Below are 13,487 nucleotides of genomic sequence, written 5' to 3'. Positions count from 1 at the left end.
TGCGCATTCCCTGTGGGAGCGAGCCTGCTCGCGAAAGGGCCTTCAGGACCGACGCATCCCGATATGTGGAATGTCATCCTCGAGATATTCCTCACCGACTGCGACAAACCCGTACTGGCCGTAATACCTCTGCAAGTGTGCCTGCGCCGACAGATAGATCGGTACCTGCGGCCAGTGCTTTTCGGCCTGCTTCAGCGCCTGTTCCATCATCGCGTGGCCCAACCCTTTGCCACGGCCGGCGGGCGCGGTCACCACGCGGCCAATCACCACGTCGCCGCCCTGGGATTCCGGATCCAGCAGGCGCAGGTAAGCCATCAGTTGATCATCCTCCCAGCCCATCAGGTGATGGGTATCGCCGTCCAGATCCTGGCCGTCGAGATCCGGATAGGCGCATTTCTGTTCGACCACGAATACATCAGAGCGCAGCTTCAACAAGGCGTACAACTGCTCTTTGCCCAGATCACGATGATGTTTGCAGATCCACTCGATTGTCATTTTTCGATTCCTTGACGATGTCGCCCGATACTAAGCGCAGCAGCGCCGTATGTCTGTATGGCGCAACAGTCTGTGATAAAGGTCAAAATGCCACTATTCCTTTCTCACGCTGGCTGCGACTTTGTGTAATCTGCTGAAGAGCATTGTCCACTGGCTCCCATGAGCTAATGTTCAATGCTTGGGTTTTGCCGGTAAGGGGCCTTGGATTTTGACGTGAAACCACGTCGGGCGGTTGCCCGCTGAGGATGTTCAAGCATGCTGCGATTGCTTCAAGCCGTTGCGTTGATCGGACTGCTGGTGCTGGGCCAGGATGCTGCGGCGCAGAAGCTGCGGCTGGCGTTCGATAACTGGCCGCCGTTTACCGACGATGCGCTGGTCAATGGTGGCCTGGCCACCGACATCGTAAGCACCGCACTGGCTCGCGCCGGTTATGCCAGCGGCTACGAGCAAGTGCCGTGGGCGCGAGCATTGCTGGGGATTGGCGAAGGGCGTTACGACGTGCTGGTCAACGCCTGGTACAACGACGAGCGCACGCAGATCGGCCAGTTTTCCGCTGAGTACCTGATCAACCGCATCCGCTTCCTCAAGCGTAAAGACGCACCCATTGAATACAACAGCCTTGAGCAACTGCACACCTATCCGATTGCGGTGGTGCGCGGGTATGCCTATTCCGCGCCGTTCGATGCTGACACCGCGATGCAGAAGGTCCCTGTGCACAACTTCGCCATGGGCGTACGCATGCTCTCGGCGGATCGGGTCAAGCTGACGCTGGAGGATGAGTACGTAGCGAAGTATTACCTGGCTCGGGAATCGGCCAAGGTGCGCAATTCGGTGGAGTTTCTAGCCAAGCCGTTGAGTGAGAACAGCCTGCACATACTGGTCAGCCTGCAGAACCCACAGCATGAGCAGATTGTCGCGGGGTTTGATCGGGCGATTGCCGCGATGAAGGCTGACGGCACTTATGAGAAGTTGCTGAGGCGGCATGGAATGTAGTTGGGAGCTACAAGTTTCAAGCTGCAAGCTTCAAGTTAGAAGCCGGGGCGGCGTCTGGCTTGCAGCTTGCAGCTAGACCTCTTTGATCAGATGCGCCGCCAACGTCCGAAGTGGCCCCAACTGCCGGCAAATCAGCGCCAGCTGCGTCTGCACCAGTCGCTGGCCCTCATCGATTTCATCTGGCATCTGTTCCAGATCATTGGCCAGCGCTTCTTCTTTATCACTTTGAATCGCAATCGGCTGCTTGCTCGCCAGGCCTTGGGCGATTTCGTCGATGCTGGTGGCCAGTCTCACCCCGGCGCCTTCGATCAAATGCTCGCGCACATCCGCCGGCAGTTGCGTTTCGCGGTGCGCGCCGAGGCCGGAAAGGTAGCTGAGCAACGTGTGCGACAGCACCAGGAAACGAAAACCGACATCCGCCTCCTTACGGAAATGCCCCGGCTCCATGAGCATGTTCGCCAGTGTTGTCGACAGCGCCGCGTCGGCGTTGTGCGCGTTGCGGCGCGCCAGGCGATAGGCGAGGTCGTCGCTCTTGCCGGCGGCGTATTGCTGCATGATCTGGCGCAGGTAGATGCTGTTACAGGTCAGAGTGTTGGCCAGCACTTTGTTCAGGCGCCGGCCCTGCCAGTCCGGCAGGAACAGGAACACCGCCAGACCCGCAATCAAACTGCCGAGCAAGGTATCGAACAACCGTGGCAGGAACAGCCCGTAGCCATCGCCGACCTGATTGAAGCAGAACAGCACCATGATGGTGATCGCCGCCGTCGCCAGGGTGTAGCGGGTGGTGCGGTTGGTAAAGAACACCACGCCGGCAGCGATGGCGAAGCACGATTGCACCACCGGGTTGGGGAACAGATCGAACAGCGCCCAGGCCACCGTCAGACCAATGGCCGTGCCGATGATCCGCTGGCCAAGTTTGCGCCGGGTGGCGCCGTAGTTCGGCTGGCAGACGAACAGCGTGGTGAGGATGATCCAGTAGCCTTGGGACGGGTGGATCAGGTGCACCATGCCGTAGCCGATGCTCAGTGCCAGCGGCAAGCGCAGGGCATGGCGGAACAGCAGCGAGGTCGGCGTCAGTTGCGTGCGCAGGCGAATCCACACGTCCTTGAGATTGCGCGGTGAGCGGTCGAGCAGGCTGCTGTCGGTGGCGTCCGCCAGAGCATCGGGGTTGCTCGCATCGCTGAGCAGGCGGTCGAGGGTGCCGAGGTTCGCCGCCAGTGCGCGCAACGAGCGCAGCAGGCCGCGCCATGCCGGGTTGCTCTGGATGCGCAAGTGTTCGAGGGAGGCATGCAGGTCGCTCAAAGCTTCGGCGAAACTGGCGTCGTAGATGAACGGCTGGCGCATCTGGATTGACTCGGCCAAGGCCCGGCAGGCCTTGCCTTGCTGGCGCAGCAGGCGCTGGCAGCGAAACAGCACGTCGCTGTGGAAGAATGCCTCGGCCAGCGCGTTGTAAGGGTAGTGCGAAGAGCTGGCGCGTTCGTGGATGTCCTGCGCAAGAAAATACAGCTTCAGATAACGGCTGACTTTCGAGCCCGGTCGACCATTGCCGACCCGGTGCAGGATGATTTCCTTGGCGGTGTTGAGTGCGGCGACCACCCGGCCGTTCTGTTGCGCCAGTTCGAGGCGGCGGGCTTCGACGTCCATCTGCCGGATCGGCTCGAACAGCGAGGATTTCAGCTTCAGATACAGGCCCAGTTCACGGAACAGCCGCGCCAGACTCTGCTGCACCGGTTGATTGGAAAACAGCGCCTGCCACAGCACCGAGAGCAGGCCATACCACGCTGCACCGGCGACCAGCAGCATCGGTTCATGCCAGAAATCGGTAACCGCGCCGCCGCGCTGGTCGACGCCGATCATCGTGTACACCGAGAGAATCAGGGTCGCCGAGGCGATCGCACCGTAACGCTCGCCCAGCGCGCCGAGCATGGTCAGGCCGAAACTGGCCAGCGCCAGGGCCACGGCAAAAATGATCGGGTAGGGAAAGAGCAATTCCACCGACAGCGCGGCGATGCTGAAACACACCAGCGTCACCGCCAAAGCGTTGAGACGACCCTGCCAACTGTCGTCGGTCTCGGCCAGGGCGCTGGCGATGATGCCGAGGAACAACGGGATCAGCAGGCCCATTTCATCCTGATACCAGCACAGCGCCATGCTGCCGGTCAGGGCGATGAATACCCGCACGCTGTAGCTGAATTTATCCAGCGCCCACAGGCGCCGCAAAGACTGACGAAACGAGGTCGAGGACATGAAGTGCGAAGGCCTTCCGAGGCGATGCCGCTAAATTGAGCCAGTAATGACGCCGACGCAATGGCGCCGAGCACATCTGACAGCAAAAAGTGTTCCTTTGAGGTCTTGTGCCGAACTAAATCTCAAATGGCGTACATATCCCTGTGGGAGCTGGCTTGCCAGCGATGGCGGTCTGACATTCAACATTGATGTTGGAAGTACCGGCCTCATCGCTGGCAAGCCAGCTCCCACAGAGATTGCATTTCAAATTCGAGAGAATGGGATCAGACGTATTGCGCGGCAGCGTAACCGGAGGCCCAGGCCCATTGGAAATTGAAGCCGCCCAGATGCCCGGTGACGTCGAGCACTTCACCAATAAAGTACAGCCCCGGGCTTTTCAGCGACTCCATGGTCTTGGACGACACCTCGCGGGTATCGACGCCACCCAGGGTCACTTCAGCCGTGCGATAGCCTTCAGTCCCCGCCGGTACAACCTTCCAGCTGCCAAGCTTCTCGGCGATCTCCGCCAGTTCCGCGTGGGTGTACTGCTTCATTGGTTTGGAAACGAACCAGTTATCCGCCAGCAGGTTGGCCATTTTCTTGGTGAAAATCTCGCCAAGCAAAGTCTTCAGTTCACTGTTCGGGCGCTCGGCGACTTGCTCTTGCAGCCAGCTCGCCGCGTCGTGATCCGGCAGCAGGTTGATCTCCATTGTATCACCGGGCTCCCAGAACGAAGAGATCTGCAGAATCGCCGGGCCACTGAGGCCGCGATGGGTGAACAGGATGTTTTCGCGAAAGCTCTGGTCATTGCAGCTGACCAGACAATCCACCGAGGTGCCGGACAGCTCTGTGCACAACTCCTTGAGCTGGTCGGTAATGGTGAACGGCACCAGCCCGGCGCGGGTCGGCAGCAGTTCATGGCCGAATTGTCTGGCGACCTGATAACCGAAACCGGTGGCGCCCAGGGTCGGGATCGACAGGCCGCCGGTGGCGATCACCAGAGACTGGCACTGAACCTGGCCAAGTGTGGTGTCGAGGAGATAACCGCTGTCGATTTTTTCAATGGTCTGGATCGAGGTGTCCAGACGCAGATCGACGCCGGCCTGATCGCATTCATCGAGCAGCATGCCGAGGATGTCGCTGGATTTGTTATCGCAGAACAGCTGGCCGAGTTTCTTCTCGTGGTACGGCACGCCGTGTTTGCCGACCAGACCGATGAAATCCCACTGGGTGTAACGCGCCAGCGCGGATTTGCAGAAATGCGGGTTCTGCGAGAGGAAATTGCTCGGTTCGGTGTACATGTTGGTGAAATTGCAGCGGCCACCGCCGGACATGAGGATTTTCTTGCCGGCCTTGTTCGCGTGGTCGAGCAGCAACACCTGACGCCCGCGCCCGGCGGCGGTCAGGGCACACATCAAGCCGGCGGCGCCAGCGCCAATGATCACGACTTCGGTAGAGCGCAAAACGGTGTCCTCTTGGTGGGTCGCTACAAAACAAACTGTGGGAGCGAGCCTGCTCGCGAAAGCGTTGTGTCATTCAACAATGATGTCGACTGACAGATTGCATTCGCGAGCAGGCTCGCTCCCACAGGGGATCTCCTATCGATGGAAGATCGCTTACAGAATACGTACGCGCAACGAGCGGCCCTTGATCTTGCCGTCGTTCAAGCGCTGCAAGGCCTGCATGGCCACGGTGCGTTCAACCGCGACGTAGGCCTGGAAATCGAAGATCGCGATCTTGCCAACCTGCGTACCGGGAATGCCCGCTTCGCCGGTCAGTGCGCCAAGAATGTCGCCCGGGCGCACTTTGTCTTTGCGGCCAGCGCCGATGCACAGGGTGGTCATCGGCGGTTGCAGCGGCGCCAGGCCCTGGGACTTGAGGTTGTCGATCTGATCCCAGTTCAGCGGCGCTTTCTGCAGTTGTTCGATGGCTTGCGCACGATGCGCTTCGGACGGCGCGACCAGGCTGATGGCGATGCCTTTCTCGCCCGCGCGACCGGTACGGCCGACGCGGTGGATGTGGATTTCCGAATCGCGCGCCAGCTCGACGTTGATCACCATGTCCAGCGCATCGATGTCCAGACCACGGGCGGCGACGTCGGTGGCAACCAGCACCGAGGTGCTGCGGTTGGCGAACATCGCCAGTACCTGATCACGATCACGCTGTTCCAGATCGCCGTGCAGGCCGACGGCGGAAATGCCTTTGGCGGTCAGGTGATCGACGGTTTCCTGAACCTGCTGCTTGGTGAAGCAGAACGCCACGCAGGACGCCGGACGGAAGTGGTGCAGGACTTTGGTCACCGCGCTCATGCGCTCTTCCGGGGAAATCTCGTAGAAGCGCTGCTCGATCTGCGTGTCGTCGTGGAAGGCTTCAGCCTTGACGGTCTGCGGATCGCGCATGAATTTCGAGGCCAGTTGCTTGATCCCCACCGGGTAGGTCGCGGAGAACAACAGAGTCTGGCGCCGCTCGGGGGTCTTGATGATGATGTCTTCGATGGCGTCGTAGAAACCCATGTCGAGCATGCGGTCGGCTTCGTCGAGGACCAGCGTGTTCAGGCCGTCGAGCACCAGCGAACCCTTGCGCAGGTGCTGCTGAATGCGCCCCGGAGTGCCGACGATGATGTGCGCGCCGTGCTCCAGCGAAGCGATCTGCGGGCCGAATGACACGCCACCGCACAGGGTCAGGACCTTGATGTTGTCTTCAGCGCGGGCCAGACGACGGACTTCCTTGGCCACCTGGTCGGCCAGCTCGCGGGTCGGGCAGATCACCAGCGCCTGGCACCCGAAATAGCGCGGATTGATCGGGTTGAGCAGGCCGATGCCGAACGCGGCGGTCTTGCCGCTGCCGGTCTTGGCCTGGGCGATCAGGTCCATCCCCTTGAGGATCACCGGCAAGCTCTGCGCCTGGATCGGCGTCATCTGGGAATAACCGAGTGATTCGAGGTTAGCCAGCATGGCGGCGGACAGCGGCAGAGTATTAAAAGCGGTGGCGATGGTGGTCACGGGACTGGCCTGCAAAACAAAATGTCGCGCAGTGTAGCAGCCCCGTGCCCGTTTCCTCGACAGTTCTGGACGAACAGCGATTGAACCCGAGGCAGGGATTACCTGTGGCGAGGGGATTTATCCCCGCTGGGGTGCGTAGCGCCCCCCAAAAAAGATGAATGCGATCAGCCTGACTGGCCGAGGCGACAGCAGAAGCAGAGGGGCGCTACGCGCCCCAACGGGGATAAATCCCCTCGCCACAGAGCTCTCCCCCACACATCAGTGCTCGATGTGCTCTTCCGGGCGCTTGGCGCGGCGGCCGTCTTCCTTGGACAGCTGGGAGAAAATCGTCGCCGCCAGCATCGCCATCACACCGACCGTGACGAAGGTCAGTTGGAACGCACCGAGTACGGTTTCCACGCCGTCGTTGCCGACCTTCGCAGTGAATCCCCCAAGCAGCGCACCGGCGCAAGCCACGCCGAGGCTCAGCGACAACTGCGCGACCACCGACAGCAAACTGTTGCCGCTGCTGGCGCTGGCATCGTCAAGGTCGATCAGCGTCACCGTATTCATTGCAGTGAATTGCAGCGAGTTGATCGCACCGAGCACCGCCAGCAGGCACAGCAGCAGCCAGTACGGCGTCTGCTCGCTGACCAGGCCCATGCTCGCCAGCATGATCCCCAGCGCCAATGTGTTGCCGGTGAGGACGATGCGATAGCCGAGGCGTTCGATCAGCGGCCGCGCGACCCACTTGGCGATCATCGCCGCAGCGGCCAGCGGTAACATGCTCATCCCGGCTTGCGAGGGGGAGTAACCCAAGGCCACTTGCAGCAACAACGGCACCAGAAACGGCAGGGCGCCGCTGCCCAAGCGTGCGAACAGGTTGCCGAGAATACCGACGGCGAAGGTACGTGTCTTGAACAGCGACGGCGCGAACAACGGATTGTCGATATGCCCGGCGCGCAGCCAGTACGCCGCCAGACAGGCCATGCCGGCGAACAGCAGCAACATCACCCGCAAGTGCGGCAGGTGGAGTTCGCCGAGGCCTTCCATGGCAATGGTGATGAGGATCATCGCCGCGCCGAACAGCAGAAAACCGAGGCTGTCGAAACGCGTGCGCTCCGTACCGCGCAGGTCAGGAATGAATTTCCACACCGCATAACAACCGATCACCCCGACCGGCAGATTGATCAGGAAGATCCAGTGCCACGTCACGTATTCCACCATCCAGCCGCCCATGGTCGGGCCGATCAGTGGACCGAGCAGACCCGGAATGGTGATGAAACCCATGATCCGCACCAGTTCCGAGCGCGGGTAGGCGCGCAGCACCACCAGCCGCCCGACCGGCAGCATCAGCGCACCGCCGAGGCCCTGAATCACCCGCGCACCGATGAGCATGCTCAGGCTGCTGGATAACGCGCAGAGCAACGAGCCGAAACTGAACAGCAGAATGGCGCCGAAGAAGATTTTCTTGGTGCCGAAGCGGTCGGCGATCCAGCCGGAGGCCGGGATCAGCAGGGCCACGGTGAGCATGTAGGCGATGATTACGCCCTGCATGCGCAACGGGTCTTCGGCCAGATCGCTGGCCATGGCCGGCAGCGCGGTATTGAGGATGGTCCCGTCGAGGGACTGCATGAAGAACGCAATGGCGACGACCCACGGCAACCAGCGTGCGGTGATGGCGTCGAGAGGCGGGCGGTTGGGCATGGAACCTCTTGTGGGTGGTTAATACAGATTTTTGTTCAAACATGAAACCCTGTGGCGAGGGGATTTATCCCCGCTGGTCGCGCAGCGGCCCCAAAAAGCGGGACTGCTGCGCAGTCCATCGGGGATAAATCCCCTCGCCACAGTTTCTATTCCAACAGTTGATCCCCTGTGTGCCGGGGAGCTTTGTTTTACAGCGTTAGGGTCAACCGGCTGACCAGCGCTCCCGGCAACAGCGCTGACGAGGTATTGCGCTGGCTGTAGGTACTGGCCGACAGCAGCAATTCGCGTTCGGTGGTCAACGCCTCCAACTGCGAACCGAGCAGGTTGTAGGCGCTGTCGTCGAAACGCATGGTGCTGACCGGCGCCTGGATCTCGCCGTTCTCGACCCAGAAAGTGGCGAAGCGGGTCATGCCGGTCATGCGCGCCGCCGGTTGATCGGAGTAGTTCAGGTACCACAGGTTGCTGATGTACAGCCCGGTGCCCAACCGCTTGAGAATCTCTGCTTGCGACAGATCACCGGCGGCCATGTTCAATGCGCTGGGCATCTCGCCGCCGCCCGCACCGTTCGCCGCCAGACCATATTCGGCGGCGCTGCGCGAACCGACCAACTGATCCCCGGCCCGGCCTTCGATGATCAGACGCAGATCGCTGCGCGGATAACCCTCGGCGGAAAACGCCGGGCTCAGGGACTCGCTGACTTTTTCATCCAGCGACACCAGCGGGCTGAACGCCTGATCGCCGACGTACAGTTTCTGCAACGGACTGCTCTTGCTGGCGATCGATTGCGCCGAAAAACCGCCCCAACTGAGCATGCCCATGATTTCTTCCAGCGCCGCCGGTGCCAGATAGGCGCGGTACTGACCCGGCGCCAGAGTGCGTAACGGTCGACCGAGAAACTCCAGCTGTTCGCGGGCCTGGGCGAAACGCCGGGCGAAGCCCTCGTCGCTCCAGTCGTGCCCGGCGTAGCTGGCCTTCACCGCTTCGCCGTTTTCGTGGAACAGGCTGAAGTCGAAATTGAAGCTGTTGGCTTCATGCCAGCCGAACGCGCCGGCGGAACTGGCGAAACCGCGGCTGATCGGGCCGGCAGCATAGAAGCCGACCAGATCGAGACCTTCAGCGGCAGCGCAGATTTGCCCGACGACATCTTCGGTGTCCGGCAGCGGATGCGCTTGTACGTGCGTGCTCTGCCAGCTGTTGTGATTGAGCAGCAGGTACGGATCCTGCGGCAGCAGCGGCAGGGTTTCGCGCAATTGCTGCAGGCCCTCCGCGAGGCGTTGCAGATCGGCTTCCTGATCCCCGGACAAGGTGATCTGCAGGTCGGCGTGGCGACCGTCGTCGATCAGTTTCAGGCCGACGTTGGCCTGCTGTACTTGCCCGGCCTGGCGCACCTTGGCGTGATTGAAGCGCACGAACGCCGAGGCTTCGGCGGCGTAGCTGAGCGTGAACTGTTCCGGCTCGCGCACGCTGTCGCGCAGCCAGTTGACCATGACCTTGAAGGCGTCGGACTGACGCTTCGAAATGCTCATCAGGCGTCTCCCCCAAACACATCAATGTTGCTGAATACGCAGGCCGGCGAAGCGTGGCCGACGCGAATCACCTGGTTCGGTTCGCCCTTGCCGCAGTTCGGCGTGCCCAGCACCTTGACGGTGTTGGCATCGCCGACGGCGCGCAGGCTCTTCCAGAAGTGCGCGGAAATGGCCCGGTAGTTGGGATTTTTCACCACGCCTTTAAGTTCACCGTTCTCGATCAACTGGGCCCATTCGCAGCCGAACTGGAATTTGTTGCGCGCATCGTCGATCGACCACGAGCGGTTGGTGCTCATCAGAATGCCATGCTCGATACCACCGATCATCTGCTCCAGCGTCTGATCGCCCGGCTCGATATTGAGGTTGGCCATGCGGTCGATCGGCGGGCGGTTCCAGCCGCAGGCGCGGCTGTTGGCAACGCCATCGAGGCCGGCGCGGTATTGCGACAGCGCCCCACCCAGTGGCCGCAGCAGCAGGCCGTCGCGAATCAGGAATTGTTTGCTCGCCGCAGTGCCGTCATCGTCATGGCCGTAGCTGGCGAGTTCTTCCGGGATGCCCGGATCGAAGGTTACGTTGAGCAGGTTCGAGCCGTATTGCAGGCTGCCGAAATCGCTGGTCTTGACGAAACTGGTGCCGGCGTAATTGCGCTCATCGCCGAGGATGCGGTCGAGCTCCAGCGGGTGACCGATGGATTCGTGGATCTGCAACATCATCTGATCGGGCATCAGCAGCAGGTCGCGCGGGCCTTGCGGCGTGTTCGGCGCGAGCAGCAGTTGCAGGGCCTGATCGGCGACTTGCGGACCGGCACCGACCAGGCCGCAGCGGCTGATGACATCGGCGCCACCCTGTTGGCCGAAGTTCTCGCGACCGAGGCTGCGGGTCTGGCTGTCGTTGCCGTCGTAAGCGGTGACGTCGAGGCTTGGATAAACGAAGCGCTGGGCCTGACGCAATTCGGCGCCGGCGCTGCTCAGGTAGATCTGCTCGACATGGGTGATACCGATGCTCACCTGCCAATTGACCAGGCGCTCATCCTTGGGCACCGAGGCGGATTCCGCACCAAGCAGATCGAAGCATTCGCTCAGGGACGGGAAGGGCTGTTCGAGGTTAGGCGAAAAATAATCCGCGCGGTCGCTGGAAAGCGGCTGCTCGCGCAGATCGAGCAAGGCGTGCGGCTTGAGCCGGCGGGCCTGTTGCTCGGCGCGTTCGAGGGCGGCTTGCAGGCCTTGTTGCGAGAGGTCATTGGTCGCCGCGTAGGCTTCGACGCCATTGACGCGCACGGTAAGCATCGCCCCTTCATCGCGGCTCAGGCTCGGCGGTTCGGCGACGTTCTTGCGCACCGACAGAAACTGCCCGGACTCACGCACATACCGCAGGGAAAAAAATTCAGCGCCCGTGCGCAAGGCAGCGAAGCGCTGCTTGAGCTGGGGGTGGAAATCGAACATTCGGGAACCTCCTTGTAATGGAGTAGCGGCATGGCGACAGCGGGGAGGGATGAAACGATTGCGCGAGGTCTAGAGTAGGCCTGCGTGGGGGTAGGATCAAGTGAAGAGGGGGTGTAGGGGGATTTACTGTGCAGCAGAGGAATTTGTGCTGGTTGTGAGGGCCTCATCGCTGGCAAGCCAGGCTCCCACAGGTTTTTTGCTGAACACAATATGTGTGAACGACGCAAAGCCCTGTGGGAGCTGGCTTGCCAGCGATTAGCCGTGACGCGGTGTCATGTCTTACTGGGTAACGGGGGTGATATCACGCATCGGCTTGCCTTTGACCGGTGCACCATTGGCCACGTAGTAAGCGGCATTGCTGCGCGGCAGCGGCTTGCGGCCGCGGATCTTGTCGGCGATTTTCTCGGCCATCATGATCGTCGGCGCGTTGAGGTTGCCGGTGGTGATGATCGGCATGATCGAAGCATCAACCACGCGCAGGCTCTGCATGCCGTGCACACGACCCTCGCCATCGACCACGGCCATCTCGTCGGTGCCCATCTTGCACGAGCAGGACGGGTGGAACGCGGTTTCGGCGTGCTCGCGGATGAACTTGTCCAGTTGCTCATCGGTTTGCACGTCGATGCCCGGGCTGATCTCCCGGCCACGGAATGCGTCCAGTGCCGGCTGCTGCATGATTTCGCGGGTCAGGCGGATGCCGTCGCGGAATTCCTGCCAGTCCTGCTCAGTGGCCATGTAGTTGAACAGGATGCTCGGGTGCTGGCGCGGGTCCTTGGATTTGACCTGGATGCGGCCACGGCTCGGCGAACGCATGGAGCCCATGTGCGCCTGGAAACCGTGCTCTTTCACGCCGTTGCTGCCGTTGTAGTTAATCGCCACTGGCAGGAAGTGGTACTGGATGTTCGGCCATTCGAATTCCGGACGCGAACGGATGAAACCGCCGGCCTCGAACTGGTTGCTGGCGCCGATGCCGGTGCCGTTGAACAGCCACTCGGCACCGATGGCCGGCTGGTTGTACCAGAGCAGCGACGGGTACAGCGAGACCGGTTGGGTGCAGGCGTATTGCAGGTACAGCTCGAGGTGATCCTGCAGATTTTCACCGACGCCAGGCAGGTCGTGAACCACCGGGATGTCGAGGCTTTCCAGCAGTTTCGCCGGGCCGACACCGGAGCGCTGCAGAATCTGCGGCGACGCGATGGCACCGGAGCACAGCAGGACCTCCTTGCGCGCCTTGGCTTCCACACGTTCTTCAGCGTCACCAATCAGGTAACGCACGCCGACCGCACGCTTGCCTTCAAACAGAATCTTGTCGGTCAGGGCGTGAGTGACGATGGTCAGGGTCGAACGCTTCTTGGCGATGTCGAGGTAGCCACGGGCGGTGGAAGCACGACGGCCGTTCGGCGTCACGGTGCGGTCCATCGGGCCGAAGCCTTCCTGCTGATAACCGTTGAGGTCTTCGGTGCGCGGGTAACCGGCCTGGACGCCGGCTTCAACCATGGCGTGGAAAAGCGGGTTGTTGCCGGCTTTCGGCGTGGTCACGCTGACCGGGCCGTCGCCACCGTGGTAGTCGTTCGGGCCGATGTCACGGGTTTCGGCTTTGCGGAAGTACGGCAGGCAATCGAGGTACGACCAGTCTTCCAGGCCCGGCAGTTTCGCCCAGCCGTCGTAGTCCATGGCGTTGCCACGGATGTAGCACATGCCGTTGATCAGCGAAGAGCCGCCAAGGCCCTTGCCGCGACCGCATTCCATCCGGCGGCCGTCCATGTGTGGCTCCGGATCGGTTTCGTAGGCCCAGTTGTAGCGACGCCCCTGCAGCGGGAACGCCAGTGCGGCGGGCATCTGGGTGCGGAAGTCGAGGCGGTAATCCGGGCCGCCCGCTTCGAGCAGCAGAACGGTGACGCCTTCGTCTTCAGTCAGACGGGTCGCAAGTGTGTTACCTGCAGAACCGGCGCCGATGATGATGTAGTCGTATTCTTGAGTCATAAATTCTCCTGCGGGAGCTACAAGCCACTAGCTTCAAGCTGCAAGAAAAAGCAGCGAGCTGTGGCTTCGAAATCGGGGAGGCCGGCAAGCCCAAACTGCTTTTACTTGCAGCTTGAAACTTGCCGCTTGCAGCT

9 protein-coding genes are annotated in these 13,487 nt (G+C 61.4%); 1 reads left to right on the top strand and 8 read right to left on the bottom strand.

The features are described from left to right. Positions 1-42: 42 nt before the first annotated feature. The gene (locus tag ACZ0AZ_RS06755) at positions 43-495 is read right to left on the bottom strand and encodes a GNAT family N-acetyltransferase (RefSeq protein WP_039757613.1); all 453 of its coding nucleotides are present in this window, start codon (positions 493-495) and stop codon (positions 43-45) included. A 255-nt stretch (positions 496-750) separates the two neighbouring features. On the opposite strand from ACZ0AZ_RS06755, the gene ACZ0AZ_RS06750 reads away from it, so the two are divergent. Next, positions 751-1,488 carry a substrate-binding periplasmic protein gene (locus tag ACZ0AZ_RS06750; RefSeq protein WP_463537118.1) on the top strand — a complete coding sequence of 246 codons (738 nt, stop codon included), beginning with the start codon at positions 751-753 and terminating at the stop codon, positions 1,486-1,488. A 72-nt stretch (positions 1,489-1,560) separates the two neighbouring features. On the opposite strand, the gene yccS is transcribed toward ACZ0AZ_RS06750, so the two are convergent. From yccS to betA, 7 genes are all read right to left on the bottom strand, one after another. Next, on the bottom strand, positions 1,561-3,735 hold the full coding sequence (yccS, locus tag ACZ0AZ_RS06745) for a YccS family putative transporter (protein WP_463537117.1): 2,175 nt from the start codon (positions 3,733-3,735) through the stop codon (positions 1,561-1,563). Positions 3,736-3,998: 263 nt separating this feature from the next. Then, on the bottom strand, positions 3,999-5,177 hold the full coding sequence (locus tag ACZ0AZ_RS06740; protein ID WP_463537116.1) for a BaiN/RdsA family NAD(P)/FAD-dependent oxidoreductase: 1,179 nt from the start codon (positions 5,175-5,177) through the stop codon (positions 3,999-4,001). 153 nt (positions 5,178-5,330) lie between these two features. Further along, the gene (dbpA, locus tag ACZ0AZ_RS06735) at positions 5,331-6,668 is read right to left on the bottom strand and encodes an ATP-dependent RNA helicase DbpA (protein WP_463538764.1); all 1,338 of its coding nucleotides are present in this window, start codon (positions 6,666-6,668) and stop codon (positions 5,331-5,333) included. Positions 6,669-6,974: 306 nt separating this feature from the next. Beyond that, entirely contained in the window at positions 6,975-8,402 is a 1,428-nt protein-coding gene (gene mdtD, locus ACZ0AZ_RS06730) for a multidrug transporter subunit MdtD (RefSeq protein ID WP_415761194.1), read from the bottom strand. Positions 8,403-8,590: 188 nt separating this feature from the next. After that, positions 8,591-9,928: a TldD/PmbA family protein gene (locus tag ACZ0AZ_RS06725; RefSeq protein WP_463537115.1), complete on the bottom strand. Its 1,338-nt coding sequence runs from the start codon at positions 9,926-9,928 to the stop codon at positions 8,591-8,593. Further along, positions 9,928-11,370, bottom strand: coding sequence for a TldD/PmbA family protein (locus tag ACZ0AZ_RS06720; RefSeq protein ID WP_310403497.1), 1,443 nt, complete (start codon positions 11,368-11,370; stop codon positions 9,928-9,930). The genes ACZ0AZ_RS06725 and ACZ0AZ_RS06720 overlap by 1 nt, the downstream gene beginning before the upstream one ends. Positions 11,371-11,649: 279 nt before the next feature. Continuing rightward, on the bottom strand, positions 11,650-13,353 hold the full coding sequence (gene betA / locus ACZ0AZ_RS06715) for a choline dehydrogenase (protein WP_122612391.1): 1,704 nt from the start codon (positions 13,351-13,353) through the stop codon (positions 11,650-11,652). Between the last annotated feature and the right edge of the window lie 134 nt (positions 13,354-13,487).

The sequence above is a fragment of the Pseudomonas sp. AC239 genome (assembly GCF_979258545.1).
The sequence above is the reverse complement of the archived record's forward strand: the minus strand, read 5'-3'. Positions and strand labels throughout refer to the sequence as shown.